This is a genomic window from Pseudomonas sp. MWU13-2517 (genome assembly GCF_023242545.1).
In the GTDB taxonomy this organism is placed as follows: domain Bacteria; phylum Pseudomonadota; class Gammaproteobacteria; order Pseudomonadales; family Pseudomonadaceae; genus Aquipseudomonas.
The window spans coordinates 200,432-226,539 of sequence record NZ_JALMFA010000002.1; the positions used below are offsets into that span (position 1 = coordinate 200,432).

Below are 26,108 nucleotides of genomic sequence, written 5' to 3' on the forward strand. Positions count from 1 at the left end.
AAGCCCTGCTTGATGTACCCAGCGTTTTGACCTATTACGAAAGAGCACCCCATACGTTATTACCAACCTCACTCAAGCCTGACTTTTCACTATGGAGAGCAAACTCTATTAGTGTCGCTTCTAACGCGAGTTGATTTTCATGCATCTTTTTAGCAAATCCGGGATTGAGTATTCCCCTGACACGTGACCTTATCCTGACGCAAGATGCCATCATCTTTTTCGTGCGATGTCATTTTGCTATTGCTTTTATAACTCAATGATCTTTCAACGCCGCTCACCCTTGTAACGGCTGAGCTAGTCTGTCGCTCAGGATTGGCAGGATATGATGTGGAATGTCACAAGGGCAGCCGCCCCGCGTGTCGCAGCGTTTGTTCCAGTCAGATAGGCGCCTCTTCCCTCATACGGTTGTTCAATTGCAGTGGTGACGCGCAGTAGGCGTACACCCGGTCGCTCTCAATGACGAGGTGAACATGAATGGACTTATAGCGATCAAGGCGCTTGCTGCATCGGCGTGCGTGGTACTCCTGTCATCCCTGCTCCCACATGGCAGCACGTTGGCGCAAACCGCGCCGGCCGCTATCAGTAACGCAGCAATCGCGCCGATTCCCGGCGGGTGTCCAAGGTTTGCCCAAGGCGCGCACGTAGTCACGCCGCCCGCGCTTTACAGTGAAAATGGCACGCTGGCGGTGAGCTTTTCTTATCAGCAAACGGTCGATGACAAGGGCCGTACGCTTTATTGCTTCATGACGCCCGACGGCATGCAGAATCCCACGTTGCATGTGCTGCCCGGCGACAAACTGACGGTGGTGGTCACCAACAACACGCCCCAGGGAATCAACCCGATGGCGCTCGACCCGCCCAATTGCGGTGCCAAGTTCATGAACAGCACCTCGGTCAACCTGCATTATCACGGCACCAATACCGCGCCGGTATGTGGCGGGGACGAGGTGATCAAAACCATCATCAATTCCGGCGAAACCTTCACCTACACCCTGGACTTCCCCACTGACGAGCCACCAGGGATGTACTGGTACCACCCGCATGTGCACGGCATTTCCGAACCGGTCGTCATGGCGGCGCGACCGGCGCATTGATTGTGGACGGGATCGAACGGTTTTTTCCAGCGGTGCAGGGGCTACCGCAACAGGTTCTGGTTCTGCGTGATCAGCGCCAGCTCAATAACCTGAAGGAAGGGCCCGGTAACTGCGGGGTCGACGTGCCGTTCCACGACGTTACCGTGAACAATGTGCCGGTCAACTCCTACACCGATAAGAACAACGTATTTTTTGTCGCCGCCAAGATGCAAGTCCCATCGGGCCAGGCCCAGTTTTGGCGGGTCGCCAATATTTCCGCAGATTCCATACTCGACCTGAGCCTCGTCTACGACAACGTGCCGCAGACCCTTAACTTGATAGCCATCGACGGTGTTCCAATCAACTCCCAAGACGGCACAGGTGGCACGGGCCAGAGCATTGCGGTCAATCATTTCCGGTTGCCGCCGGCGTCGCGCGTAGAGTTCGTGGCGAATATGCCCGGCGTCGGCGTGCAAAAAGCCACGCTGATGACGGCCAATATCAACACCGGTGTGGACGGCGACTGCAATCCGACTCGCCCGCTGATCACGCTCGACGTAGGGGCTGACACCGAGGCAAAACTTGCCAGCCTGCCTGCACGACCGATTTCCGAAACGGCTGGAAAGCGCTTTGCCGGATTGAAGCAAGCCCCCGTCGTTGCCCAGCGCAACTTGTACTTCTCCGAGAACGCCAATCAAACCGAGTTCTACATGACGGTCGACGGCCAAGTGCCGCACGTGTTCAATCCCGACCAGCCACCGAGTATTACCACCACCCAAGGCACGGTGGAGCAGTGGTCTGTCGAGAACCGCAGCACCGAAAACCATGTGTTTCACATCCATCAGATTCATTTTTATGTGCAGGGGCAGAACAACTTCGGTAAAGAGCCGCAGGCCCCGGGAATTGTGGGGCAATACCTGGACACCATCGAGGTGCCGGCCTGGTCCGGTAATGCGCAGGACCCGTACCCGAGCGTGTCACTGCTGATGGATTTTCGCGGTGAAGTGGTGGGGGATTTTGTCTTTCACTGCCACCTGTTGGGGCACGAAGACCTGGGGATGATGAGCATCATTCGAGTGCTTCCCGCGTCGGGGAAAGTGGCGCAGGCGAGCGTGTCAGTAGCGGGTGAGGGGGTGGGGCATCATAAGGGGCATTGAGGGAAGCGGAGCGGAGATACGGCTCACTTATGAGGTTGGGTGTGGGGAGTCGGGTTTTATAGTGGTCTGACCCCGATTTCCCACTCACGACCTTAGGCTTACGCGCCCGCTCTCTCATTTACACAGCTTAAGAAACTAACGCTTCCATGGGCGGGTGGCGTGTATGGTGCCTTTGATCTCTTCGGGCGGGATGTCCTGGTCCGAGAACCAGCAACGTGTCAAATTCCGCGCTTACAAGATGACACTTCGATAGCTATGGGGTGTTAGGAAACGTTAAGGGTTGTAGTGTCCATTAAGATATCTTTTAATTAACGACGAGATTTTGAAAAAATAATGAATGATCGTCAGTGATCCAGCAACAACGGCAATTGATGCTGCTATTCCATAAAGCTTGTTTATATGGTCCTGTTCGGACGCGATTCCCAAGTATTTTGCTAGCGGCTGCATCAGTTCAGGCGATAATGTAGCTGACGCAATTAATCCAAAGATGATTGTTATTCGACGCGTGTAGGACTCAGACGTGATTTTTTCATCTAGCTCAAGCCTCTTGCGAGTATTTGCCATTTTTTTATGCATTAAGTTGTATATTGTTGTTAGATGGTCGCCCTTTAGGACATTCTCTATGTAGTGGGCTATTTCGCCATATTTATGTGCGGATAGTAATGTTTCTTCAAAATTTAATATATCGAGCTCGATCCTGGCTACATCATTAGATGTTCCACACTTTTCGAGTTCAAGAGATGCATAGGAATAGTATGTTAAGATATAGTGAGAAGCTTCATTGAGCGCTTGTATGTCAGCAATCAAGTTATCAAAGGTGTAATCTGTTCGTTTCTCAAGAAAATAGTTTAGATTTGAGGATGCAAGCATTAGCGAAACCTGTTCGGTATAGAAACTATTGTAATCGTCAGAGTTTCTCATATCTTGCAGTTGTAGATCGTTGCTGGTGAAGTCCTTTCCTATTACATTTCGTATGAGTATGCTGTTAACTAGCTGTCGATGTGCGTTCCAGTTCTCCAAAGCTCCTGGCTTCTGATCAGTGTGCGATTTGATATAAATAATAGGTTTGCCTCTCCAGTGTTGCCCAATGGAGTCGTCCTTATACTGGTTAGCGTACCACCGAACCCTCGTTTGTACGCGCCCTAGGGCTATCGTTCGGGCCACAACCGACAGCAGGTTTCGTGCAACGTCGGTCAGAGTAAATTGATCGGTGTGAATAAGCTCATATACGGTTAATGGTTCGTCTATAAAGTCCACTGTATGGGGGGCGCTGAGTACGTTGCGCATAATACTTTCAAATGCCTTTCTTTGCTTCAAGCGCTCCTTTCTTGTCATCTGGGAAAGCTGTGATTCTGCACAAGCTAGATATAGTTCTCTCTCGCACAACATTGAAGTGATGTTTTGGCGAGATTTGTTAACTTCGTCGTAAATGACGCCTTCAATAGGGGTGTCTTCGAATCCTAATACACTAGGTAAGGCGATGCTGATGATTCCACTCTCATAAATTCGTATGTAGGGGGCAATATACTCGTAAGTGTCGTCAGACTCATATTGTATTGCGATGGGCCGCATGAATATCCGGGCGCTTTCGGTGGGGAAGCCGTAAGCAGCATTAAACAAGCGTTTTTCAGAAAGTAGATGCTCCAAAACCCTCAGGAAAGCATAAATATTACAGTTTCCTGGATTTGCTTTTAAAAAATCAGCGTGGCCGTTAACTGTAATTCCTTGGTCTGCTATTTGCGCTTCGATATTTAGCTGCTTGGATTTAAGTCTTCCATCGTCCGTGTAGCATAATTTTCCACGATTGGTCAGTGCGAAGATAAAAGCATCGGATTCCGCGAGGATTTCGCAGGTCTCCTCTAGATTTACGTGGCCTGTTATTTTTGAAGAATAAAGAAACGTAGAAGACCCAGAATAGACATTAAAATTGTTTTTTTTCGTTATCTATCGGTCGTGAATGGAGTGATTCCACTTTCTTAGTCATCCTTCGATAATTTTTATGGCCGAAGAGGCGGTCAAAACGTCGCCTAATGTCTACTTTTACCAGTCACTTAGAGTCTTTGCTTCTTAACCTCGCCAGGCTTTGTTTGATGTGGCTAGCATTTTCTCCAATCGTGGCGAGTGCCCCTCGAACATTCCCTCCCACTGTCAGAGCGTTTTGCTGCTCAGTCCAAATGCATAGGTCCATCAAGGCAGCCTCTAAGGCAAGCTGATTTTCATAAATTCTTTCGAGAGCATCAGCTAGGCGTATTCGCTTTCCATGTTCGCTCCCTCGTTCGAAAGAGATGAAGCATAGCAGCGACTGTCGCCATGGCTGCTGAGGACTTCGCCTTTCTTGAGCCAACGTCTGATCTCGTTATCTGAAAAAAAGGTGCTTCGGGGATGAGAGCGGTACAAAAGTGGTACGGACGACTAAGGGGTGCGCTGTAGGCCTTTGATAATGCGGTCAACAGGCCTAGGTGTTCCAATCCATCATCGGAGCGGCTGAGTGATCTGGTGGCCAGTCCAAAATAGTCTGGGAAATTTCCCACAATTTTCTAAGCTTGCCCCTCAGACCACCCCTCGCTAACCTCCCCAAACCGCTGGAAAACCAGCGGCCGGATGTGGAAGTCCGTACCAAGCTAAGACGCAATCGTCACAAACACCTATCGGCGTTTTTTTACGTCTGTATCATGTGTTTCGGCGGCTGTGCGCGGGGCACTTCGGTGCGCCGGGTCCTTAGCCCTGGTCTTCCACACCTGCGTACAGCTGCCACCCTCATGTGGAAGTGAGTTTGGCAGTTCCTGAATAGTTAAGGAGCTTCGCCATGTACAAGGTCACGCCTAATCCGCCGTATGCTTCAAACGCCGCACCCAATGATGCCAAGCTTCATGCAGCGGCTCAGCGCGCTATTCATCATTACTTGCCTCCTTCCAACGAAGCCGCTCCCGCCGACCAGCCAACCACCAACCTATTCCTCGTCAACCCCAAGACCGACACCGAAACCCTCCTGGCCAACGCCTCCGAAAACCTCGAATCCGCCAACCAAATGGCCGCCACCCTGGCGTTCGACCTCCAAGACCCCCACCGCGCCATCGTCCTGGGCATCCAACAACTGATCGACCTGAGTGCGTTACTCGTTGACCGAGCCCAGGAGCAAGCCGCTCCTGCCGCCAGCAAGGCCAACGCCTGACGATCCGTCCCGCCGCCTTACCCAAGGCGGCAACCTGAACCCGTGTTGTCCCTTCATCATCCCCTGTGTCTTTGAAGCCTACGATCCTCTTCAAGAGAGGACCCTCGCGCCTCCAGCTCTAGCGAACTGAAAACACGATCTCTGAATGCCCGCAATAAGTCAGCGAGACTTGTCCGTGGCTATGTCCTGTGACTTGACGAACACAGCAGTACGCCGCAAAGACTCACGTATATCCGGTTTAGCTATCCCATGCCTGCTGGCAAATTGCTCGACCGCCGCTGTATCAAAACGCGTGGTCTGGATGAAGTCCAAAGCCTCGACACTGGTATTCAAAAAACGCGCGACGGGAGGAATCCTCAGTAGCCATTTCAGCACTCGGAGCGGAATGTGATGCTTGGGAGGCTTTACGCTGATGGTTTGTGCCACCTGTGCCAGAAGTTCGCGCAAGTTGGGCGTTTGGGCGTCCAGTGCCAGCAGTTCCTGGCCCTTCATGGCCGGGTCAAAAGCACTGGCCGTCACCAACTCGACCAGATAATCCACGGTGACCAGCGGCAGCCAGTGTTCGGCGGTGCCGGGCACGGCAGTCAGCTTTCCGTGCATAAGGCTTCGTATCAGCTCCATCAGTGGCTGACCTTCGAGGATATGGCCGGTGTGGCTGTGGCCACACACCGTGGCGGGATGGACGACGGTCACGTCTGCGCCCTTGGCTGACATCAGCTCCAGGGTGGCAAAGTGTGCCTCCAGCTTGCTCCCCTCGTAAGCGCCGACGCGCCGGTAGAGGGCGGGCCAATTGGTCAGCTCGGGATGATGAGGATCAATGCCTATGCGTTGCAGGTGTTCATGGTTTTTCAGCATGAAGCCGCCGATCATCACTAACCGGCTTGTTTGCTCGGCCGCCAATAGCGCCACGCGTTTGGCGCCTTCCACATTCACGGCACGTGAATGCTCCAATGAGAGCCCCCAGGCAAAGTGGGCTCCCAGGTGAAATACCACGCTGGCTTGCCTCAGCCTTTCGTGGTCGGCAAGGCTCAGCCCGAGGTTGTCCTGCTCCAGGTCGCCAGCCACGGCAAATACCCGGGACGCGTTCCCTCCCAACTGGTCGACGTGTTCCCGCAGTGCGGCGAGGCGCTCTGGGCGACGCATCAACACCTGTACGGTGTGACCTTTTGCACTCAGGTGCGCCACCAGATGTTGACCGATAAAGCCGGTACCGCCCGTGACAAAGCACTCCACGCTCATTTCCATGTTCCTTGGGTCAGGTGAGAAATCAAGCGTAAACTGTCGACCCAACTCTACAGTCAAGTGTTGTTTTCATGAAAATAGGCGAACTTGAGGCGCGCAGCGGTGCAAGCCGCCATACGCTGCGTTACTACGAGCAGATCGGCTTGATCTCACCGCAGCGGCGAACCAACAATTATCGTGTTTACACCGCGCAAACCCTGCAGGACCTGGACTTCATCCAGCGGGCGCAAAGCATGGGGTTTTCCCTCGGGGAAATAGGCGAGATTCTGGATGCGCAGCGCAACAAGCTGATCGATTGTGCTGACGGCGCTAAGCTGATTGAAAAGAAGATGGCGGAGATCAAGCAGAAAATCACCAACCTCCATGGCATTTATCAGTATCTGGATGCAGAGCGCGCGAACCTCGAGGCCAGCGCTGCCAAGCAGCTTGAACTTCAGCAACTGAGCAACGCTGCCCATTCAACGGTTGGCGTTTAGACAACGAAGGCTGCAATCCTCCAGCCCAGGAGTAAGCCGGCAACGCCGCGCATCGCCGTCTTACCCCAAGGCGGCAACCTGAACCCCTGCTGTCGCGCAGTAAAGTTTCATCATTCCCTGGGCCTTTGAAGTCTACGATCCTCTTCAAGAGAGGACCCTCGCGCCTCCAGCCACAGGGAACTGAAAACATGATTTCGAACCTCGTCAAAGTCGTGATGGTTGCTGGCACGTTGCTGTTGAGTGCTTGTTCGTCGGGTTCTTCGGGCGTGAGCAGCGACCCCTGTTTCTCGGGGGGATGCCAGGCGTTTGGTGACCACAGCCCGAGCAAAGCCGCCAAGATGAATTTTGGCGGCAGTGGGTTGGGCAGCAGTTATGGGGAGTATGGGTCAGGGCTGTTGCATGATGATTGACGGGGAGGTCAGTCATCAGTGTGTTGACTGACCCGCTGCCATCGGGAGCAAGCCCCCTCCTACAATTGGGCTTTCAGTGGCCGCCCTGCATGCGGCGGGCGATGAGGTAGAGGCCCAGGCCCACCAGCGCGGTAGCCGCGCCGATGTAGCCGGTGCTTGTCCAGCCATATCCCGCCGTGATTGCCATGCCTCCGAACCACGGCCCCAGTGCGTTCGCCAGGTTGAACGCCGCGTGGTTGGACGCCGCCGCCAGGCTCGGGGCTTCATGAGCGATGTCCATCAGTCGGATCTGCAGCGGCGCAGCCAAGGCCACCATGGTGCCGACCAATCCCATGCTCAGCAGCACGCCCCACAGCGACGACGCCGCGAAGGGGAAGAACAGCAACACGGCCATCGACCACACCAATATCAAGCCCACCGCTCGGAACTGCATGCGGTCAAACAGCTTGCCGCCGGCAATGTTGCCGATAATCCCGCCGACACCAAACGCCGCCAGCCCAAACGGAATCCACTGCGGCGACACTTTGGTCACTTCTAGCATGGTCGGTGCCAGGTAGCTGAACACGCAGAACATCCCGGCAAACCCAATGGCGCCAATCGACAGCGCCATCCACACCTGGGGTTTGGTGAAGGCGCGCATTTCCTTGCGCGGGTCGCTGCGTTGTTCGTCGTGGCGGTGGGGCACGAATTGCCAGACCAGAGCGATGGTGCACAGGGCAATCACGCTGACCAACCCGAACGCCGAACGCCAGCCCAGGTGCTGGCCGAGGAAGGTGGCGATGGGGTTGCCGAGCAGCATGGCCAGGGTCAGGCCCATCATCACGCGGGCCACGGCGCCGGCGCGTTTGTCGTTGGGCACCATGCTCGAGGCGACTACGGCGGCAATCCCGAAGTAGGCGCCGTGGGGCAGGCCGCTGATAAAGCGGAAGGCCACCAGTGAGCCGAAGGTCGGGGTGAAGGCGGTGGCGAGGTTGCCCAGGGCGTAGAGGCCCATCAGCAACAGCAACATGTGTTTGCGCAGCAACTTGGCGCCGAGGATCGCCAGTAATGGGGCGCCGACCATCACCCCCAAGGCATACGCGCTGATGGCGTGGCCGACCTGGGGTTCGCTTAAACCCAGGTTGTGGGCGATGTCGGGCATCAAGCCCATGATGGCAAATTCGCCGGTACCGATTGCGAAGGCACCCACGGCCATGGCCGCTTCCATTTTGGCGGCGCTACGCGCGGGCAGTACATGCCCGGGTGTCTGCTGGATAGTCATGGGCAACTCTAGTCTAGGTGGATCGCACGAAGGAAAGCCGCCGATGCTACGCAAGCAGCGGCGAAACTGTCTAGAACAGCGTTTTGCGTAAACGTTCCAACCCTGTGACGCCACGTCGCGTCTGCCAGCCTTGACACGGTCGCGCCAAAACCGGCGATTTAGAGCTGTCAATTGGCCAAACGACGCATAAATGCCGCTCAGCGTGATATTCTGCGCGCCGTCTTGGTCTAGTCTTTCCCTGGTGCGTACACCCGTATACGTCCCGGCGGTGGTCTGTCGCCCAGGTAGCTGAAGCCAATAATGATAAGAAGTCAGCGCAGAAGGGACATAACAGTGAGGCCGATTCATCGGCCTTGTGTGCCCACCCTGCGGTCCTCATGTGATTGCGTAAACCCCACGGTACGTTGCCTGACGTAGCGTGATCGAGGGTTGCCATGATCCGGGGCGGCGGGGCGGATGGCGTTTTATCATAGGTGCTACTGATGTTTAAGAAAGTAAACACTGCCCTGCTGGGGCTGGCTTTGTCGATGGGGATCACGTCCGTTCACGCGGAAGAGGCAAAGAAAGTCGATGTGCTGCTGATCGGCGGCGGCATCATGAGTGCGACCCTGGGTGTGTGGCTCAACGAGCTGCAGCCGGACTGGTCGATGGAGATGGTCGAACGTCTTGATGGCGTTGCCGAAGAAAGCTCCAACGGCTGGAACAACGCCGGTACCGGTCACTCGGCCTTGGCTGAGTTGAACTACACCCCGGAAAACAAGGATGGCGTTGTTGAGATCCCGAAAGCGGTCGAGATCAACGAAGCCTTCCAGATTTCTCGTCAGTTCTGGTCCTGGCAGGTCCAGCAGGGCGTGCTGAAGAACCCACGTTCGTTCATCAACTCCACGCCGCACATGAGCTTTGTGTGGGGCGATGACAACATCAAGTTCCTCAAGAAGCGCTACGAAGCCCTGCAGGCGAGCCCGTTGTTCGCCGGCATGCAGTACTCCGAAGACCCGGCGCAGATCGCCAAGTGGGTTCCGCTGATGATGGAAGGGCGTGACCCGAACCAGAAAATCGCGGCCACCTGGACGCCAATCGGCACCGACGTCAACTTCGGCGAGATCACCCGTCAGTTCGTCGCTCACCTGCAAACCACACCGAAGTTCGACCTGAAACTGTCGAGCGAAGTGCAGGACATCACCAAGAACGCCGACGGTTCGTGGCGTGTGAGCTACAAAAACCTGAAAGACGGCACCAAGACCGAAACCGACGCCAAGTTCGTGTTCATCGGCGCGGGCGGCGGCGCACTGCACTTGCTGCAAAAGTCCGGCATTCCTGAAGCCAAGGAATACGCAGGCTTCCCAGTGGGTGGCTCGTTCCTGGTGACCGATAACCCAACCGTGGCCGAGCAGCACCTGGCCAAGGCTTACGGTAAAGCTTCGGTGGGTTCGCCGCCGATGTCGGTTCCGCACCTGGACACCCGCGTGCTGGACGGCAAGCGCGTGATCCTGTTTGGCCCATTTGCGACCTTCTCGACCAAGTTCCTCAAGGAAGGCTCGTACCTGGACTTGCTGACCAGCACCACCACCCACAACATCTGGCCAATGACCAAAGTCGGTATTCATGAATACCCACTGGTCGAGTACCTTGCCGGTCAACTGATGCTGTCGGACGACGACCGCTTCAAGGCACTGCAAGAGTACTTCCCGAACGCCAAGAAAGAAGACTGGCGCCTGTGGCAGGCCGGTCAGCGCGTGCAGATCATCAAGCGTGACGAAGAGCAGGGCGGTGTCCTGAAACTCGGTACCGAAGTGGTCAGCTCCGCCGACAACACCATCGCCGGCCTGCTGGGTGCATCGCCGGGCGCGTCCACCGCGGCTCCGATCATGCTGACTGTGCTGCAGAAAGTGTTCAAGGACAAAGTGGCGAGCCCTGAGTGGCAGGCCAAACTGCACCAGATCGTACCGAGCTACGGTACCAAGCTGAACGACAGTCCTGAAGCTGTTGCCAAGGAATGGGCCTACACGGCCGGCGTCCTGCAACTGACTCCACCGCCAGCCATCCCGCAACTGACGGCGCCAAAGGCTACCGAGGCTGCCAAGCCTGCGGCAGAGCCAAGCAAGCCTGCGTCTGACCTGGCGCTGTAAGCCAAGTCCTGATGTAAACAGCCCGCTGAACCGGTGACGGTCAGCGGGCTTTTTTGTGCACGGGCGTTTATCGGCGGGTTCGTTCGACAGCAGGCAGTTCAACCGTACGTTCGGCCTTGGCCAGCGCGGCCTCCAGGCCTGCCTGATCCAGCGGAATGCAGTACGCGGGTTTGCCCCGTTCAAAGCGCCAGCTGTCATCCAGCCCGCCAGCATCCACGGCATCGAACCCGAGTTCGTCGAGCAAGCTGATCACCTGTGCCTTGGCTGCCGCATCGTCCGCTGCCACCGGCAGGGCGCGGCGGTCCGCTGCACCGTGGGGGCGAGCGTCCTGGGTCAGGTCGGGGGCAAATATCGCGTTAAACACCTTCACCACATGCGCGTGCGGCAGGTGCTCGGCGAGCAGCCGGCTGGTGGTGGTTTCAAAGCGGTCCAGCGCCGGAATATGCCCGTCACGGTTCGGGTAGTAGTTATTGGCGTCCATCACCACCTTGCCCTCCAGCCATTGCGCCGGGACGCTGCGGTAGTGCTGAAGGGGGATGGCCACCAGCACCACATCGCCAAATCTGGCGGCATCATCGGCGCTGCCCACCTGCACACCCAAGATGCCGCTGAGCACGCTGCTCATGGTCTGGGGCCCACGGGAGTTGCTCAACATCACCTCATGCCCGGCCGCCAGTGCCAATTCGGCCACGGCCCGCCCGATAAAGCCTGCGCCTATTACGCCAATCTTCATGTCCTTGCTCCTGTGAACGGGGGAGCGGTTATGATGATTAGCAACCAAATCTCGATAAATAAGCGTTTTGGTGTCGATGTTGTTACTGGGAGTAGGGAATGATGGACCGTCTTTCAAGCATGCATGCGTTTGTCGTGGCCGCTGAGTCGGGCTCCTACGCACGTGCAGCCGAGCGTTTGAACATGTCGCCGCAGATGGTGGCCAAGCATGTCGCCGCGCTTGAGCTGCGTCTGGGGGCGCGCCTGCTTAATCGCACCACTCGCCGGCAAAGCTTGACGGAGCTGGGCAGTGCCTACTACGAGCGTTGCAAGCACATCCTCACGGAAGCCGACGCCGCCGACTCGCTCGCGCAGATCATGAACGACACGCCGCGCGGCAAGCTGAGGATCACCGCCCCGGTCACTTTTGGCTCCTATAGCCTGATGCCTCTGATCACAGCGTTCCTGCGCGATCATCCAGACGTGGAAATCGACCTGCACCTGACAGACCGCTTCGTCGACCTGGTGGAGGAAGGTTATGAGGTGGCCTTTCGTATCGGCCCACTGGCCACGAACAGCCTCACGGCGAGGCCCTTGGCACCTTATCGGCTGGTGGCCTGTGCGGCACCGGCTTACCTCTCGGCACGCGGCACACCGCTGATACCGTCAGACCTTGAGCAACATGAATGCCTGGGCTACGCCTTCTGGGCCCGCCCTGCTGATCGGGAATGGGTGTTCCACCAAGGTGCGGCCACTTACCGAGTGGCGGTTTCCAGCCGTTTGCAGATCAATGAGAGCAGGGCCTTGATGTCGGCCGCGCTGGATGGATTTGGCATTGTCCTGGGGGCTGAGGATTTCTTGCGTGCGGCGCTGGCCAGGGGGGAGTTGGTGCGCGTACTGCCGGCCTTTGACGCACCGAGTCGCCCGATGCACCTCGTCTACACCGCAAACCGGCAACGAACGGCCAAGCTGCGGCGCTTTGTCGACGCTGTGTTACAGCGTTTTGGCCCTGCTTAAGGCGCCCGCCGTTCAGCCCGCCGACAGACACTACCTGTTAAAAAGAACTCAGAGCCAAGCAGGAGCGAGGCTGCAGGAAGGGGGAATTTTCAGCGTGTTTGTTGGGCGATAACGCCCGAGGGTTTTGTATGTTGCTACGTTATGCAGCTTTGGCGGCAGTGGTCGTCGCGGCGTCCGGGTGTGTGCAAGAGCGCGTGGTGCATGAACGCGGACCGGTACAGCGTGAGTATGTCGAGGTCGTCGCGCCGCAACCGCCACCGGTCCAAGTGATCGAGGTCGAGCCGGCAGCACGTTACGGCTATGTCTGGTCGCGCGGTTACTGGCGTTGGCAGGGCGGGCGATACGTGGCGGTGCATGGCCACTGGGAGCCGGTGCGCGAAGGTTACCGTTATGTGCATCCGCATTGGGTGCAACGTAGTGACGGTTACCACTGGCAGGGTGGCGGCTGGGTTCGCTAAGCCTTGGCTAGCTCGGCTTCTGGGTGCCTAGAAGCCGAACCTCCCGCAGCAATGCGGCGCCGAGCTGGTCGGTGCCCAATTCCCTATAGCCCACGGCCTTGATCTCGCCGTTTTCTTCCGCCTGGATGATGATCACCGGCGTTTCCTTGCCGGTGGCCTCGTCGACGTGCAAGGCGTACTGCGGGATATCCAGCTTGATCGGCGTACCCGCCGCCTTGCCTTTCACGTTGATCAGGAAGGCCGCACAGCCCGTATCGACATCTACGCTGGTGGCAGAGCGGCCGCTGACGAAGCAGGTTTGCGGCAGATCGGGCCAGGTGATGGTGTCGGCGATGGCCAGTGCAGGGGCCACGCTCAAGATTGCAAAAAGCAGCTTGCGCACGTGAGTGTTTCTCTTGATCAGGTCTGAACGCGGTTTTACCAAAGCCTGGTCGCCACCGCAACGCGATGGCTCAGCTCAGGCGTTTCATCCCGGCTGCCTTGGCTGCATCCAGATCAAATGTCGCGGTGTATTCACACCCTGCCGAATGGGCGCAGCGCTCGATCAGGCAGTCGGCAAAATCGGCCTTGCTCGCCGTGAACCGCCGCAGTGCCTGCCAAACGATTTCCGCCTGTTCGATGATCAATTCGCGGGTGCGCAACAGCGTCTCCAAAACCGTCACCAATTCGCTTTTGGCGCATTGGTAGCAGCTTTGTAAGACCCACACCAATTCCACCACCGACACCAGGCTGACAAAGCCTGGCGAAAGCGTGGTGAGCGATTCGATCAGCTCGCACGCCTTGGGGGATTGCACGGGATCATCCTGGGTGACGTAGCGCACCAACACGTTGGTATCCAGGCCGATCATCCGGCTTTTGCTCCTTGCGTGGCGATGGCGCGGTTCATGTCTTCGATCGAGACAGCCCTGGCAGGTTTACGGACCAGGCCCTTGAGGTCGTGTACGGTTTTGCTGGCGGCAATGATGGAAAACCTGCCGTCTTCCATTTCGACAAACTCTACGCGGTCTCCGGTTTCCAGGCCCAAGGCTGTTCTGACTTGGACCGGAATAGTGATTTGCCCTTTTGAGGTCAGTGTGGCGGTTGCCATATTGAATATCTCCATCGTTATGCTCCTTACCTTAGGGTAAGGAATTATGGAGGACAAGATCCGTTGGTCCATAGGTGCTCTTCTGGTGCGAGTTGATCGGCACAGTTAAAAAACGATAGTCCGGTTTACCCCGTCGACACGCCCGAAAACGCCTGCAAAGAGATACAGCATATGACCGACCGCCTGTTTCCACGTGGGCATTGCGCCTGGAGCCACGGCCGGGGTGCGCAAACTGGCGCACCCTGGCCCGTGGGTGGAAATCAATAATGTGAAGGTGCTGCGCGGATTACTCAGCCACCTTTACTGAGCACCTTTATTGAACAACGCGATAGCACGGAACATACGCGGCGCCACCCGGAAGCTTCATGCGGTGTTGGGCCACGAATGCCTTCAGTAGCTCATCCAGCGGTTTCATGATGGCCGGGTCGCCATGGATCTCGTAGGGGCCGTTCTGTTCGATCAGGCGAATGCCTTTGTCCTTGACGTTGCCGGCCACGATGCCCGAAAACGCCCGGCGCAGGTTGGCCGCCAGTTCATGCGGCGGCAGCGCGTGGCTCAGTTGCAGGCTGGCCATGTTCTCGTGCGTCGGGTCGAATGGGCGCTGGAAGCCTTCGTCGATCTTCAGCAGCCAGTTGAAGTGGAACGCGTCGTTGCGCTCGCGACGGAACTGTTTCACGGCCTTGAGGCCGCTCGTCATCTGCCGTGCCACTTCGGCCGGATTGTCGATGATGATCTGGTAGTGCTTTTGCGCCGCCTCGCCCAGGGTGGCACCGACGAATGCATGCAATTGTTCAAGGTACGGCGCGGCGTGTTTCGGCCCGGTGAGGATGACCGTGAATGGCAGGTCGCGGTTGTCCGGGTGCATCAGGATGCCCAGCAGGTACAGGAACTCTTCGGCTGTACCGGCGCCGCCCGGGAAGATGATGATGCCGTGGCCGACGCGCACGAAGGCTTCCAGGCGTTTTTCGATATCCGGCAGGATCACCAGCTCGTTGACGATCGGGTTCGGCGCTTCGGCGGCGATGATGCCCGGCTCGGTCAGGCCCAGGTAACGGCCGTTGGTGATGCGTTGTTTGGCGTGGGAAATGGTCGCGCCTTTCATCGGGCCTTTCATCACGCCGGGGCCGCAGCCGGTACATACGTCAAGGCTGCGCAGGCCCAGTTCGTGCCCGACTTTCTTGGTGTATTTGTATTCTTCGGTGTTGATGGAGTGGCCGCCCCAGCACACCACGATCTTCGGTTCGACCCCGGCGCGCAGCGTGCGGGCGTTGCGCAGCAGGTGGAACACGTAGTCGGTGATGCCTTGGGAATTGCTCAGGTCGATGCGCTGGCTGTCCAGCTCGTTCTCGGTGTAGATGATGTCACGCAGGGCGCTGAACAGCATCTCACGGGTGCTGGCGATCATTTCACCATCGACGAACGCATCGGCCGGGGCATTCAGCAGTTCCAGGCGTACGCCGCGATCCTGCTGGTGGATACGCACTTCAAAGTCTTTGTAGGCGTCGAGGATGGTCTTGGCGTTGTCGATATGCGCGCCGGTGTTGAGAATGGCCAGGGCACATTGACGGAACAGGGTGTAGATGCTGCCGGTGCCGGCTTCACTCAGTTGTTGCACTTCACGCTGGGAGAGGGTTTCGAGGCTGCCCTTGGGGCTGACGGAGGCATTGATGACTTGACGTTGGGGCATTCTGATTCCTTGAAAGCACAGCCATCGCCTCCCACGGGAGCGGCGATGGCCTGGGAATGGTGGGCGCCCGAACTCGGGCGCACTGGACCGTTATTCTGGCCGCCTCACAGGCTGGGCGCAAACACCGTCCGGCACCATCATGCCGCAGAACTTACTGAATCAGCTTCCAGTTTTTGTAGAAAACCCGACGCAGGGTGAAGACCAGGCCGGCAAAGCCTGAGATCACGGCGTTGAGCACGCCCGGCAGCGGGGTCGGGCGCACGATATCGATGAACAGGCAGTAGCGTTTCGCATTGTTCTTGTTGAAGGACGCATGCATCAAGGTGTCATCGAAAATAAACAATGGGTCGTCGTGCCAGTAGTGCTTGTGCTTGCCCACCTGAATGTAGACGCCTTCATGGTGCGGTGCCGGTGCCATGTTGTAGAGCACGCGGAACATCATGCGCAGGGGGCCGAAATGGAAGGAGGTCGAGCGGTTCTCGTTGAATACCGAGACGCCGATGGTCTTCACAAACGGCAGTTTCTTGCGCAGTTGCGGGATGTCCAGGGTGGTTTCGATCGGTCGGCCGTACCATTGGAAGAACAGCATGCCGCGCTTCTTCTCGGCCATGCGCTCATCCAGGTAACTGATGATTTCATCTTTGTTGGCCATGGCGTCATCGATCACCTGTTGCAGGTCCTCGCGCCAGGCGGGCGGCAGGTCGCGCATGGTGTAAACATGGCGGTTGCGGCTGCTCAACAGGTCGAACAATGTATTGAACGGTGCCAATATCCACGTATTGCGGCCGTTCCCGATGAAGTACTTCTTGATGGTGTCACGGTCATACAGGCCGTTGCGCAGGAAATCGTACAGGCCGCAGAACACCACCAGCAGCAGAAATACCAGGCTGGTGCGTGGGAAGCAGTAGATAAACAGCAGAACGCCAAGCACCCAGGCAACTGATACCAGCTTTTTGCGAACAGCACTTTTACTCATGAAACATGGCTCCGGACCGGAAACAAAGCGAAACAATCCGCCCATGATAGGACTTTATGACGTTGCCTGGCGGTTTAAATATTGCGAATTTGTGAAGCCCCGGCACAATTTTTAACAGGTGTTATGGCCGTCCTGATGTTTTGTGGATTGAATTTTGAGAACAGAAGATTTGCGTCTATCGTGACGCTTCGGTTTTTCGGACGTCATAGACCGGTACGATTGAAGTTGAATGGCCACTATTGGCCTTCGGCACCTTGGAAGAGGCAGAATTTTTATGATCATCAAACCGCGGGTTCGTGGCTTTATCTGTGTGACCGCTCACCCTGTTGGCTGTGAAGCGAACGTCAAAGAGCAGATCGACTACGTCACCCAACACGGCGCCATCGAAGGCGGCCCGAAAAAGGTGCTGGTCCTCGGCGCCTCCACCGGTTACGGCCTGGCCGCGCGCATCAGTGCTGCGTTTGGTTGCGGCGCCGACACCCTGGGCGTGTTTTTTGAGAAGGAAGGCGAAGAAGGCAAGCTGAGCTCCGCCGGCTGGTACAACAGCGCCGCGTTCGAGAAGTTTGCCGTCGAAAAAGGCCTGTACGCCAAGAGCATCAACGGCGACGCGTTCTCCGACGAGATCAAGCGCCTGACCATCGAAACCATCAAGAAAGACCTGGGCAAGATCGACCTGGTGGTCTACAGCCTGGCCGCGCCGCGCCGTACCGACCCGCAAGGCGTGGTGCACAACTCCACCCTCAAGCCTATCGGCAAGGCTGTGACCCTGCGCGGTATCAACACCGACAAGGGTGTTGTGGTCGACACCACCCTTGAGCCGGCCACCCAGGAAGAAATCGACGGCACCGTCAAAGTGATGGGTGGCGAAGATTGGCAACTGTGGATCGACGCCCTGCGTGACGCCGACGTGCTCGCCGAAGGCGCCAAGACCACCGCCTTTACCTATCTTGGTGAGAAGCTGACCCAGGACATCTACTGGAACGGCTCCATCGGCGAAGCCAAGAAAGACCTGGACAAGAAGGTCCTGACCTTGCGCGACAACCTCGCCGCGCTGAAGGGCGACGCCCGTGTGTCGGTACTCAAGGCCGTGGTCACCCAGGCCAGCTCGGCCATCCCGATCATGCCGCTGTACCTGTCGCTGCTATTCAAAGTGATGAAAGAGCAGGGCACCCACGAAGGTTGCATCGAGCAGGTCTACGGCCTGTTCAAGGACAGCCTGTACGGCAAAGAGCCCAAGCTGGACGCCGACGGTCGCCTGCGTGCCGACCTGGCCGAGCTGGAACCGAAAGTCCAGGACGCCGTGGCGGCCCTGTGGAACCAGGTCACCGACGAAAACGTCAACGAGATCAGCGATTTTGCCGGCTACAAGGCAGAATTCCTGCGCTTGTTCGGCTTTGAAATCGACGGCGTGGATTACGACGCTGACGTGAACCCGACTGTGAAGATCAATGGCCTGATTCAAGCCTGAGACGCAGTCTGAAAGTGGGAGGGAGCTTTGCCTCCCTCCCACTTTTCTCGTGTAAACCTGAAAGGTTCTTACACCCCCCCCTCGCGCTCCCACCTTCCCTCACAATCTGCCAGACTCCTTCGGCTATCAAGCCACGCTAACGGAGGATCTGATGACGATTCGTGCAGTAGTTTTTGATTTTGGCGGTGTCCTGTTCGACTGGAACCCGCAACATCTGTATCGCAAGCTGATTGCCGGCGACCAAGAGCGGCAATGGTTTCTCGATAACATCTGCACCCAAGCCTGGAACACCGAGCAGGACGCTGGCCGCAGCCTGGCGGACGGCACGCGCCGCCTGATCGAGCAATACCCTCAACACGAACCCTTGATCCAGGCTTACTACGACCGCTGGCACGAGATGCTGCGCGGCCCGTTGCCCGAAGGCGTGGCGATTCTCGAAGCGCTGCACGCAGCCGGCATGCCTCTGTTCGGGCTCACCAACTGGTCGGCCGAGACGTTCCCTTATGCGCGTGCCAACTACCCATTCCTGCAGCGCTTTCGCGACATCGTGGTGTCGGGCGAGTTGAAGCAGATCAAGCCGGACGCGGCGATCTATCACGCGAGCCTGGAACAGGTGCGCGCCCATCTGCCGGATATCCAGCCAGGCGAAGTGGTGTTTATCGATGACGTCGCCGGCAATGCCGAGGCGGCGGTCGCACTCGGTTGGCAGGGCATTCACCATGTCTCGGCCGAGCGTACGGCTGCGCGTCTGCGTGAGTTGGGCGTGGCGTTCTAGCGCGCCCACTTTTCCATGACGAAGTCGACGAAGGCACGCAATTTGGGCAGGCGATAGCGGTCCTGGCGGTACAGCAGGTGCATAGGGCGGCAGGGCAGTTGATAGTCGGTCAACAGCGCCACCAGTTTTCCGGCCTGCAGGTCGGGTCGGACGAGGGCGTCAGGTAGCATCACGATGCCCATGCCCTGTACCGCCGCCTGATGCAGGCCTTGGGAGCTGTTGATCGTCAGCGAGCCGGACACGGCAACTTCCACTTCGCCTTCCTGGCCGGTCATGCGCCACAGTTTGTCGGCATTGCGCCAGTCGTCGGTCGAGGGGTACGCGAACGCCAGGCAATCGTGCTGTCGCAGGTCCTTGGGCACCTGCGGCGTACCGCGTCGCGCCAGGTAAATCGGTGAGGCGCAGAGGGTCAGGGTGTAGTCCTGCATGGGCCTGGCGATCAGGCTTGAGGGTTCCAGCTCGCCCAGGCGAATCGCCACGTCGAAGCCGCTGTCGACCAGGTCCATGCGCTGATTGCTCAGCACCACGTACAGATTGATCAGGGGGTAGCGCTGGGCAAATTCGCTCAAGGCCGGCGCCAGTCGCTCTGTGCCGAACACTGGAGGGGCCGTGATGCGCAAGGTGCCTTTGGGAGCGTCGCTATGGGCTTGCTCCGCCCATTGCTCCGAGTCAGCCACCAGCCCGAGCACTTCCAGGCAACGTTGGTAATACTGCCCGCCGAACTCCGTAAGGCTTTGTTTGCGGGTGGTGCGCTTGAGCAGGCTGACGCCCAGTCTTTGTTCCAGGGCGCGCAAGTGGTTGCCGACCATGGTGGTCGACATGCCGCAGGCGTGCGCCGCGGCGGTCATGCTGCCAGCTTCCACCACTTTCACGTACACCGACATTGCCTGGAACAGATCCATTATCAAGTCCTGGTTTAAAGTCATTGCAGGAATGTGCAGTTTATCCAGCTTGGGTGGCTAACGATACTGGACCCATCACAATGATGCACTGGAGCCCGCCGCCATGACCGCCGCCTGCCTGATGGACACTTATCAACCCTTGGCCTTGAGTTTTACCCGTGGCCTGGGCACACGCCTGTGGGACCAGCAGGGCCGTGAATACCTCGATGCAGTGGCCGGTGTCGCAGTGACCAATGTGGGGCATTCCCATCCGAAGCTGGTGACGGCCATCAGTGAGCAGGCCGGTTTGTTGCTGCACACTTCCAACCTCTACAGCATTGACTGGCAACAACAGCTGGCTCGGCGCCTGACCCAGTTGTCCGGCCTGGACCGTGCGTTCTTCAACAACTCCGGTGCCGAAGCCAACGAGACGGCACTGAAGTTGGCGCGCCTGCATGGCTGGAAAAAAGGCATAGAGCAGCCGTTGGTGGTGGTCATGGAGAATGCCTTTCATGGCCGTACCCTGGGCACTATGGCGGCCAGCGACGGGCCGTCGGTGCGCTTGGGTTTCCAGCGCTTGCCGGGGGATTTTCTCAAGGTGCGCTTCGGCGATATGGCGGCTCTGGAAGCGCTCACGCTACAGTTCGGCTCGCGCATCTCGGCCGTCTTGCTGGAACCTGTCCAGGGCGAAAGTGGCGTGTTGCCCGCACCGCCCGGTTACCTGAAAGCCCTGCGTGATCACTGCACGCGCCACGGTTGGCTGATGATGCTCGACGAAATCCAGACCGGTATCGGCCGTACCGGCACCTGGTTTGCCTTCCAGCACGAGAGCATTACCCCGGACGTAATGACCCTGGCCAAAGGCCTCGGCAACGGCGTGCCGATCGGTGCTTGCCTGGCGCGCGCTGCAGTGGCTCAGTTGTTCACCCCGGGCAGCCATGGCAGTACCTTCGGCGGTAACCCGTTGGCGTGCCGCGTGGGTTGCACCGTGCTGGATATTATTGAAGAGCAAGGTTTGCTGCAGAACGCCGCGCAACAGGGCGAACGCTTGTTGGCGCGGTTGCGGGTGGAACTGAGCGAGCACCCGCAGGTGCTGGCGATTCGCGGGCTGGGCTTGATGATCGGTATCGAGCTGGCCAGCCCTTATCGCGACCTGACCCAGCGAGCCGCCCAGGAACATGGGCTGTTGATCAACGTGACGCGGGGCAAGATCATCCGCCTGTTGCCGCCGTTGACCCTGGCGGGCAAAGAGGTCGATATGATCGTGAGGGCAATCACCCGTTTACTGGACCATTAAGCCATTCCTGGTTCAACGTCTCGGTATCGCCCAGGTATTCCAGCAGCCACGCCATGGCCGGAGACAGTTTGTTCTGGGCCCAGGCCACGCACGACGGGCTGGCCGGGAACGGTCTGCGCAACTGCAGCGCGACCAGTTCACCGCGTTCGATCCATGGCAACACCTGATGCGCCGGCGCCATGCCGACGCACAGGCCGTCGCGCAGGCAATCCAGCGCCGAGGCCCAGTTGGGCACCACCAGGCGCCGTTGGTTATCCAGGGTCCAGGTATCGCGCTTGGGCAGGTTGCGCGAGGTATCGGTCATGCACAGTGACGCGAACGGGCGCAATTGATCATCACTGAGCAAACCTTCAACCGCCGCCAATGGGTGCTTGGCGCTGGCCACGCACAACCAGTTCAGCAAGCCCATGTCGCGAAAGGTGAAGTGGCTGGCCACCGGAACCGCACTGGTGGCGCCGATGACGATGTCGGTGCGCTCATCGGCCAGGGCGTCCCACACGCCGTTGTACACTTCGTACTCCAACAGCAATTCCACCTCGGGAAACTGCCGGTAGAAGTCCAACACCAACTGGCGGCAGCGCTGCGGTTTGACGATGGAGTCAACGGCGACTTTCAATTGACCGCTCCAGCCGTTCGCCACTTGCTGGCATAAACGCCGCGTGCCGAGCATTTTTTTCATCACACCACGGGCTTCGTCGATAAACAGGCGGCCGGCCGGGGTCAGTTCGACATCGCGATGCCGCCGCACAAACAGAGGCACCGCCAGCCATTCTTCAATCTGACGCACCGTGTAGCTGATGGCCGAGGGTACGCGGTGCAACTCCTGGGCCGCGGCGCTGAAGCTGCCATGGCGTGCCACGGCATCGACTACATCCAGGGAGTATTCGGACCACATGGGACTTGCCTTCAAAAATATTGATAAGAGTGTCCAATTATTATCGCTTCACAGCAAAACTGTCAGCTTCATAATGGGCGTCGGTCAACAAATTGTTTGATGGCAAGTTCTCAAAGGTTTCGATGAAAAATTCGTTTGGTTTTACGGGGTATCTGGCGGGGCTGAGCATGCTCGGTTATCTCGCCATGGACATGTACTTGCCGGCATTCGGTGCCATGGGCGAGCAGTTGCAGATTGGTGCGGGTGCCGTGGGCGCCAGCTTGAGTATTTTCCTCGCCGGTTTTGCGGTGGGGCAGTTGTTGTGGGGGCCGTTGTCTGACCGTCTGGGGCGCAAGCCGATCCTGCTCACGGGCCTTAGCCTGTTTGTGCTGGGCTGCCTCGGCATGTTCTGGGTCGAGACCGCGCCGCAGTTGCTGGCATTGCGCTTCATACAGGCGATTGGCGTGTGTTCCGCCGCGGTGAGTTGGCAGGCCCTGGTGATCGACCGCTACCCGGCCGACAAAGCTCACCGTGTGTTTGCCGGCATCATGCCGCTGATGTCGCTGTCGCCGGCCCTGGCGCCGTTGTTGGGGGCGCTGGTGTTGAATCACTTTGGCTGGCAGGCGATCTTCGGGGTCTTGCTGGGTGTGGCGCTGTTGTTGCTGCTGCCGACGCTGTTCCTGCGCAAAATGCCGAAACGTCAGGCAGAGGAGGGCAAACCTTCACGCCTGGGGTACGGCCAGTTGCTGACGTCTCGCGTGTTCATCGGCAATGTAATGATCTTCGCTGCGTGTTCCGCCAGTTTCTTCGCTTGGCTGACCGCTTCGCCGTTTATCCTTGGTGGCATGGGCTATAGCCCGAATGACATTGGCCTGAGCTATGTGCTGCCGACCTTGGCGTTTCTCATCGGTGGCTACAGTTGCCGCAGCGCACTGCAGCGTTACCAGGGTAAAACCCTGCTGCCGTGGTTGCTGCTGGCCTACTGCATCAGCATGGTGGCGTTGTATCTGGTCGCCACATTGACGGTGCCGACCCTCACCACGTTGCTGATCCCGTTCTGCCTGATGGCATTGGTCAACGGCGCCAGTTACCCCATCGTGGTGGCGAATGCGCTGATGCCGTTTGCGGAAAACTCCGGCAAGGCGGCGGCCCTGCAAAACACCCTGCAGCTGGGCCTTTGCTTTCTCAGCAGCCTGCTGGTGTCGTCGATGCTCGACCAGCCGTTGCTGATTACCGTGATCGTGATGCTGGCGACCGCGCCGATGGCGGTGCTGGGGTATTGGTTGGCGCGGTCGAAGACGGATCATTCGGAATTGGCCAACGCGTGAACTGACAACCTGTTCAAAAAATGTGGGAAGGCACCGTCCTCCCACATTTTGATTGGGGTCTTCGGTTAGAACGTGACTTCCATATTCAGCGTCGGCGTAGATGTGCGGCTGCCCCGGCCGCCGTCAACGCCGAACTTGTTGTGCCAGTACTCGTAGCCCAGCCCGAGATACAGGTTCGGCTTGACGCTTTTCCCCGGCCGCACCGCCACCATCAACGCCGTGCGCATCAGCGCTTCCGGCGCAGTATCGCGGCCGTGGTAGTCCTCGCCTTTTTCCCCGACATAATTGATGAAACCCTGGAATTTGGCCGCATGGTTGGCGATTTCAAACGGGCGCATCCACGTCAGGTTGAGCATGTAGGTGTCGTCGAAGGTGTGATTGGACTCCTTCGCACCTGGGATGCCGGTATGGTTTCGTTCCTTGTAGTACAAAAGGCTCAGGTCCAGCACGCCGACGGTGTTGAATTTCAACGTCGGGCCGGCTACCAGTGCGCGCTTTTTGGCCGAGGCGAAGTTGTTGTTGCGGTTGGCGTCAAAGCCCAGTGTCAGCGCGTAGTCCTTGATCAGCCCGGTACCGAGCGGCACATCGAATACCCGCGACGCGTACAACTGGTGCCGATAGACGGCATACACCTCACTGCCGCCATGGTCGGTGCCCTTGCGTGGGTCGCGGCTGTCGGAGAGGAACACATCGAGATTGAGGTAGTTGCTGCCGTACTGGTAGCCGCTGGCGTGGGTAAAACTGTAGATGCGCTTGCTGAAGTCGTCGGGGTTATTCGGGTTGGTGAAGTGCTGTCCGTAGCGAAATCCCAAGCTGTTGTTCATCCATTCCACTGCAACGGCCTCCCCACCGCCGAGGAGAGTGAGGGCAACGGTTGCACCTTGTAATGCCTTTTTCATTGTTTCAGGTCCTTTGGCGTTCTGGCTCATGACGGCCGGATTGTTTTTGTAACGCCGTTGGAGGGTATCTTGTTCAATTGTTTGTATACAACTCTATGGACATCGAGCCATGACATTGCATACAGTGCTTGCACAACAAAAACAGAGAACCCCTCACCATGACTATTCCGAAGGCGTCATCGCAGCGGCCAGAAGATGAAAATCTCGGCGTCGCCGCCAATATGGCTTACGGCCTGCAGCACGTGCTCACCATGTACGGCGGCATCGTCGCGGTACCGTTGATCGTCGGCCAGGCGGCCGGCTTATCACCCGCGGATATTGGCCTGCTGATCGCGGCCTCGTTGTTTGCCGGTGGTTTGGCGACCTTGTTGCAAACCCTTGGCCTGCCGTTCTTCGGTTGTCAGCTGCCGCTGGTGCAAGGCGTTTCGTTCGCCGGTGTGGCGACGATGGTGGCGATTGTCGGCAGTGATGGCGCCGGTGGCGTGCCGGCGATTCTCGGGGCGGTGATGGCCGCGTCGTTTATCGGGTTGTTGATCACGCCGGTATTCTCAAGGATCACCAAGTTCTTCCCGCCGCTGGTGACTGGCATCGTCATCACCACCATCGGCCTGACCCTGATGCCCGTTGCGGCACGGTGGGCCATGGGCGGTAATAGCCGTGCGCCCGATTTCGGCAGCATGGCGAATATAGGCCTGGCCGCATTGACCCTGGTACTGGTGTTGCTGCTGAGCAAGATCGGCAGCGCGACCATTTCACGCTTGTCGATCCTGCTGGCGATGGTGATAGGCACGGTGATCGCGGTATTGCTCGGCATGGCCGACTTTTCCGGCGTGACCCAGGGGCCGATGTTCGGTTTCCCTGCACCCTTCCATTTCGGCGTGCCTACCTTCCATGTGGCCGCGATCATCTCCATGTGCATTGTGGTCATGGTAACGCTGGTGGAAACCTCGGCGGATATCCTGGCCGTGGGCGAGATCATCGATACCAAAGTCGATTCCAAGCGCCTCGGTAACGGCCTGCGTGCTGACATGCTGTCGAGTATGTTCGCGCCGATTTTCGGTTCTTTCACTCAGAGTGCGTTCGCACAGAATGTCGGGCTGGTGGCGGTGACCGGAGTGAAAAGTCGTTTTGTGGTGGCCACGGGCGGCGTGTTCTTGGTGGTGCTCGGCTTGCTGCCCTTCATGGGGCGAGTGATCGCAGCGGTGCCGACCTCGGTACTCGGGGGAGCCGGTATTGTGCTGTTCGGCACCGTGGCGGCCAGTGGCATTCGCACCTTGTCCAAGGTGGACTATCGCAACAATATGAACCTGATCATCGTCGCCACTTCAATCGGTTTCGGCATGATCCCCATCGCGGCGCCGAGTTTCTATGATCACTTTCCTACTTGGTTTGCGACGATTTTCCATTCGGGGATCAGTTCGTCGGCGATCATGGCCATTTTGCTGAACCTGGCGTTCAACCACTTCACCGTCGGTAATTCGGACCAGCAATCGGTGTTCGTGGCGGGGACGGAGCGCAGTTTGTGCTTCCACGATGTGGCGGCACTGCGTGACGGGGATTACTTCAGTGGCGGCAAGTTGTTTGATGCACAGGGGACGGAGATCCCGTTACTGGCCGATGTGCCGAAGAAGTCGGCAAAGCCTGAGACCAGCGAGGTCTGAACGGTGGGGGCGGGCTTGCTCGCGAAGGCGGTGGCTCGGTTGAAATAACCGCGGCTGGCACACCGTCTT

Annotated in this window: 25 protein-coding genes and 1 pseudogene; 13 read left to right on the top strand and 13 right to left on the bottom strand. The window is 58.0% G+C overall.

All coding sequences use genetic code 11. The annotated features are described in order from the left end of the window. The first annotated feature begins 470 nt into the window (after positions 1–470). Together M5B97_RS03500 and M5B97_RS27705 are read left to right on the top strand one after the other, a co-directional pair. On the top strand, positions 471–1,094 hold the full coding sequence (locus tag M5B97_RS03500; protein WP_248730753.1) for a multicopper oxidase domain-containing protein: 624 nt from the start codon (positions 471–473) through the stop codon (positions 1,092–1,094). Between the two features lie 2 nt (positions 1,095–1,096). Further along, positions 1,097–2,230, top strand: a complete 1,134-nt coding sequence (locus tag M5B97_RS27705; RefSeq protein WP_248730754.1) for a multicopper oxidase domain-containing protein — start codon at positions 1,097–1,099, stop codon at positions 2,228–2,230. 273 nt (positions 2,231–2,503) lie between these two features. On the opposite strand, the gene M5B97_RS03510 is transcribed toward M5B97_RS27705, so the two are convergent. Then, on the bottom strand, positions 2,504–3,877 hold the full coding sequence (locus M5B97_RS03510) for a hypothetical protein (protein ID WP_248730755.1): 1,374 nt from the start codon (positions 3,875–3,877) through the stop codon (positions 2,504–2,506). A 400-nt stretch (positions 3,878–4,277) separates the two neighbouring features. Continuing rightward, positions 4,278–4,492 (bottom strand): annotated as a pseudogene (locus M5B97_RS03515) (hypothetical protein). Positions 4,493–5,036: 544 nt separating this feature from the next. Between M5B97_RS03515 and M5B97_RS03520 the strand changes: the two are divergent. After that, positions 5,037–5,402, top strand: coding sequence for a DUF6124 family protein (locus M5B97_RS03520; protein WP_248730756.1), 366 nt, complete (start codon positions 5,037–5,039; stop codon positions 5,400–5,402). 159 nt (positions 5,403–5,561) lie between these two features. Here M5B97_RS03520 and M5B97_RS03525 read toward each other — a convergent pair whose 3' ends face one another. After that, the gene (locus M5B97_RS03525) at positions 5,562–6,641 is read right to left on the bottom strand and encodes an SDR family oxidoreductase (RefSeq protein ID WP_248730757.1); all 1,080 of its coding nucleotides are present in this window, start codon (positions 6,639–6,641) and stop codon (positions 5,562–5,564) included. 74 nt (positions 6,642–6,715) lie between these two features. Here M5B97_RS03525 and M5B97_RS03530 point away from each other — a divergent pair, with 74 nt between their 5' ends. Together M5B97_RS03530 and M5B97_RS03535 are read left to right on the top strand one after the other, a co-directional pair. Then, positions 6,716–7,120 carry a MerR family transcriptional regulator gene (locus M5B97_RS03530; protein WP_248730758.1) on the top strand — a complete coding sequence of 135 codons (405 nt, stop codon included), beginning with the start codon at positions 6,716–6,718 and terminating at the stop codon, positions 7,118–7,120. A 188-nt stretch (positions 7,121–7,308) separates the two neighbouring features. Beyond that, complete coding sequence (locus tag M5B97_RS03535) at positions 7,309–7,530, top strand: hypothetical protein (protein ID WP_123715131.1); 222 nt, start codon at positions 7,309–7,311, stop codon at positions 7,528–7,530. Positions 7,531–7,603: 73 nt separating this feature from the next. Here the strand turns inward: M5B97_RS03535 and M5B97_RS03540 are convergent, their stop codons facing one another. Continuing rightward, positions 7,604–8,791, bottom strand: coding sequence for an MFS transporter (locus M5B97_RS03540; protein ID WP_134659686.1), 1,188 nt, complete (start codon positions 8,789–8,791; stop codon positions 7,604–7,606). Between the two features lie 482 nt (positions 8,792–9,273). Between M5B97_RS03540 and mqo the strand changes: the two genes are divergently transcribed. Next, a complete protein-coding gene (gene mqo, locus M5B97_RS03545; RefSeq protein WP_248730759.1) occupies positions 9,274–10,920 on the top strand; it encodes a malate dehydrogenase (quinone) in 1,647 nt (548 codons plus the stop codon). Between the two features lie 67 nt (positions 10,921–10,987). Here the strand turns inward: mqo and M5B97_RS03550 are convergent, their stop codons facing one another. Continuing rightward, positions 10,988–11,701 (bottom strand): NAD(P)-binding domain-containing protein, encoded by a 714-nt coding sequence (locus M5B97_RS03550; RefSeq protein ID WP_283100842.1) that lies wholly within the window; start codon positions 11,699–11,701, stop codon positions 10,988–10,990. Between the two features lie 50 nt (positions 11,702–11,751). Here M5B97_RS03550 and M5B97_RS03555 point away from each other — a divergent pair, with 50 nt between their 5' ends. Continuing rightward, positions 11,752–12,648 carry a LysR family transcriptional regulator gene (locus M5B97_RS03555; RefSeq protein WP_248730761.1) on the top strand — a complete coding sequence of 299 codons (897 nt, stop codon included), beginning with the start codon at positions 11,752–11,754 and terminating at the stop codon, positions 12,646–12,648. Between the two features lie 128 nt (positions 12,649–12,776). Further along, the gene (locus tag M5B97_RS03560) at positions 12,777–13,106 is read left to right on the top strand and encodes a YXWGXW repeat-containing protein (RefSeq protein ID WP_123715135.1); all 330 of its coding nucleotides are present in this window, start codon (positions 12,777–12,779) and stop codon (positions 13,104–13,106) included. A 7-nt stretch (positions 13,107–13,113) separates the two neighbouring features. On the opposite strand, the gene M5B97_RS03565 is transcribed toward M5B97_RS03560, so the two are convergent. From M5B97_RS03565 to M5B97_RS03585, 5 genes are all read right to left on the bottom strand, one after another. Then, a complete protein-coding gene (locus M5B97_RS03565) occupies positions 13,114–13,488 on the bottom strand; it encodes a hypothetical protein (RefSeq protein WP_177421605.1) in 375 nt (124 codons plus the stop codon). A 70-nt stretch (positions 13,489–13,558) separates the two neighbouring features. Continuing rightward, positions 13,559–13,954: a type II toxin-antitoxin system VapC family toxin gene (locus tag M5B97_RS03570; RefSeq protein ID WP_134659690.1), complete on the bottom strand. Its 396-nt coding sequence runs from the start codon at positions 13,952–13,954 to the stop codon at positions 13,559–13,561. After that, positions 13,951–14,208 carry an AbrB/MazE/SpoVT family DNA-binding domain-containing protein gene (locus tag M5B97_RS03575; protein WP_134659692.1) on the bottom strand — a complete coding sequence of 86 codons (258 nt, stop codon included), beginning with the start codon at positions 14,206–14,208 and terminating at the stop codon, positions 13,951–13,953. Before M5B97_RS03575 ends, M5B97_RS03570 begins: the two co-directional genes overlap by 4 nt. A gap of 298 nt (positions 14,209–14,506) precedes the next feature. Further along, the gene (gene ppnN, locus M5B97_RS03580; protein ID WP_248730762.1) at positions 14,507–15,880 is read right to left on the bottom strand and encodes a nucleotide 5'-monophosphate nucleosidase PpnN; all 1,374 of its coding nucleotides are present in this window, start codon (positions 15,878–15,880) and stop codon (positions 14,507–14,509) included. A gap of 151 nt (positions 15,881–16,031) precedes the next feature. Next, a complete protein-coding gene (locus tag M5B97_RS03585) occupies positions 16,032–16,856 on the bottom strand; it encodes an aspartyl/asparaginyl beta-hydroxylase domain-containing protein (protein WP_248730763.1) in 825 nt (274 codons plus the stop codon). A 274-nt stretch (positions 16,857–17,130) separates the two neighbouring features. Between M5B97_RS03585 and fabV the strand changes: the two genes are divergently transcribed. Next, the gene (gene fabV / locus M5B97_RS03590; RefSeq protein ID WP_123715139.1) at positions 17,131–18,324 is read left to right on the top strand and encodes an enoyl-ACP reductase FabV; all 1,194 of its coding nucleotides are present in this window, start codon (positions 17,131–17,133) and stop codon (positions 18,322–18,324) included. A 151-nt stretch (positions 18,325–18,475) separates the two neighbouring features. Next, positions 18,476–19,099, top strand: a complete 624-nt coding sequence (locus tag M5B97_RS03595; RefSeq protein ID WP_248730764.1) for an HAD family phosphatase — start codon at positions 18,476–18,478, stop codon at positions 19,097–19,099. On the opposite strand, the gene M5B97_RS03600 is transcribed toward M5B97_RS03595, so the two are convergent. After that, complete coding sequence (locus M5B97_RS03600) at positions 19,096–20,001, bottom strand: LysR family transcriptional regulator (RefSeq protein ID WP_248730765.1); 906 nt, start codon at positions 19,999–20,001, stop codon at positions 19,096–19,098. The two genes, M5B97_RS03595 and M5B97_RS03600, sit on opposite strands and share 4 nt — an antisense overlap. A gap of 103 nt (positions 20,002–20,104) precedes the next feature. Here M5B97_RS03600 and M5B97_RS03605 point away from each other — a divergent pair, with 103 nt between their 5' ends. Beyond that, positions 20,105–21,277, top strand: coding sequence for an aspartate aminotransferase family protein (locus M5B97_RS03605; RefSeq protein WP_123715142.1), 1,173 nt, complete (start codon positions 20,105–20,107; stop codon positions 21,275–21,277). Here M5B97_RS03605 and punR read toward each other — a convergent pair. Beyond that, positions 21,255–22,172 carry a DNA-binding transcriptional activator PunR gene (punR, locus tag M5B97_RS03610; RefSeq protein WP_248730766.1) on the bottom strand — a complete coding sequence of 306 codons (918 nt, stop codon included), beginning with the start codon at positions 22,170–22,172 and terminating at the stop codon, positions 21,255–21,257. The two genes, M5B97_RS03605 and punR, sit on opposite strands and share 23 nt — an antisense overlap. Positions 22,173–22,294: 122 nt before the next feature. Between punR and punC the strand changes: the two genes are divergently transcribed. Beyond that, the gene (punC, locus tag M5B97_RS03615; RefSeq protein ID WP_248730767.1) at positions 22,295–23,479 is read left to right on the top strand and encodes a purine nucleoside transporter PunC; all 1,185 of its coding nucleotides are present in this window, start codon (positions 22,295–22,297) and stop codon (positions 23,477–23,479) included. A gap of 65 nt (positions 23,480–23,544) precedes the next feature. Here the strand turns inward: punC and M5B97_RS03620 are convergent, their stop codons facing one another. Continuing rightward, entirely contained in the window at positions 23,545–24,378 is an 834-nt protein-coding gene (locus M5B97_RS03620) for a nucleoside-binding protein (protein WP_248730768.1), read from the bottom strand. 158 nt (positions 24,379–24,536) lie between these two features. Between M5B97_RS03620 and M5B97_RS03625 the strand changes: the two genes are divergently transcribed. Next, the gene (locus M5B97_RS03625; RefSeq protein WP_134659704.1) at positions 24,537–26,039 is read left to right on the top strand and encodes a nucleobase:cation symporter-2 family protein; all 1,503 of its coding nucleotides are present in this window, start codon (positions 24,537–24,539) and stop codon (positions 26,037–26,039) included. Positions 26,040–26,108 lie beyond the last annotated feature (69 nt).

Bases quoted from the DNA above. Each gene is read 5' to 3' on its own strand.
- M5B97_RS03500 (WP_248730753.1), top strand. From the start codon at position 471: ATGAATGGACTTATAGCGATCAAGGCGCTTGCTGCATCGGCGTGCGTG.
- M5B97_RS03520 (WP_248730756.1), top strand. From the start codon at position 5,037: ATGTACAAGGTCACGCCTAATCCGCCGTATGCTTCAAACGCCGCACCC.
- M5B97_RS03525 (WP_248730757.1), bottom strand. From the start codon at position 6,641: ATGAGCGTGGAGTGCTTTGTCACGGGCGGTACCGGCTTTATCGGTCAA.
- M5B97_RS03530 (WP_248730758.1), top strand. From the start codon at position 6,716: ATGAAAATAGGCGAACTTGAGGCGCGCAGCGGTGCAAGCCGCCATACG.
- M5B97_RS03535 (WP_123715131.1), top strand. From the start codon at position 7,309: ATGATTTCGAACCTCGTCAAAGTCGTGATGGTTGCTGGCACGTTGCTG.
- M5B97_RS03540 (WP_134659686.1), bottom strand. From the start codon at position 8,791: ATGACTATCCAGCAGACACCCGGGCATGTACTGCCCGCGCGTAGCGCC.
- mqo (WP_248730759.1), top strand. From the start codon at position 9,274: ATGTTTAAGAAAGTAAACACTGCCCTGCTGGGGCTGGCTTTGTCGATG.
- M5B97_RS03555 (WP_248730761.1), top strand. From the start codon at position 11,752: ATGATGGACCGTCTTTCAAGCATGCATGCGTTTGTCGTGGCCGCTGAG.
- M5B97_RS03560 (WP_123715135.1), top strand. From the start codon at position 12,777: ATGTTGCTACGTTATGCAGCTTTGGCGGCAGTGGTCGTCGCGGCGTCC.
- M5B97_RS03570 (WP_134659690.1), bottom strand. From the start codon at position 13,954: ATGATCGGCCTGGATACCAACGTGTTGGTGCGCTACGTCACCCAGGAT.
- M5B97_RS03575 (WP_134659692.1), bottom strand. From the start codon at position 14,208: ATGGAGATATTCAATATGGCAACCGCCACACTGACCTCAAAAGGGCAA.
- ppnN (WP_248730762.1), bottom strand. From the start codon at position 15,880: ATGCCCCAACGTCAAGTCATCAATGCCTCCGTCAGCCCCAAGGGCAGC.
- M5B97_RS03585 (WP_248730763.1), bottom strand. From the start codon at position 16,856: ATGAGTAAAAGTGCTGTTCGCAAAAAGCTGGTATCAGTTGCCTGGGTG.
- fabV (WP_123715139.1), top strand. From the start codon at position 17,131: ATGATCATCAAACCGCGGGTTCGTGGCTTTATCTGTGTGACCGCTCAC.
- M5B97_RS03595 (WP_248730764.1), top strand. From the start codon at position 18,476: ATGACGATTCGTGCAGTAGTTTTTGATTTTGGCGGTGTCCTGTTCGAC.
- M5B97_RS03600 (WP_248730765.1), bottom strand. From the start codon at position 20,001: ATGGATCTGTTCCAGGCAATGTCGGTGTACGTGAAAGTGGTGGAAGCT.
- M5B97_RS03605 (WP_123715142.1), top strand. From the start codon at position 20,105: ATGACCGCCGCCTGCCTGATGGACACTTATCAACCCTTGGCCTTGAGT.
- punR (WP_248730766.1), bottom strand. From the start codon at position 22,172: ATGTGGTCCGAATACTCCCTGGATGTAGTCGATGCCGTGGCACGCCAT.
- punC (WP_248730767.1), top strand. From the start codon at position 22,295: ATGAAAAATTCGTTTGGTTTTACGGGGTATCTGGCGGGGCTGAGCATG.
- M5B97_RS03620 (WP_248730768.1), bottom strand. From the start codon at position 24,378: ATGAAAAAGGCATTACAAGGTGCAACCGTTGCCCTCACTCTCCTCGGC.
- M5B97_RS03625 (WP_134659704.1), top strand. From the start codon at position 24,537: ATGACTATTCCGAAGGCGTCATCGCAGCGGCCAGAAGATGAAAATCTC.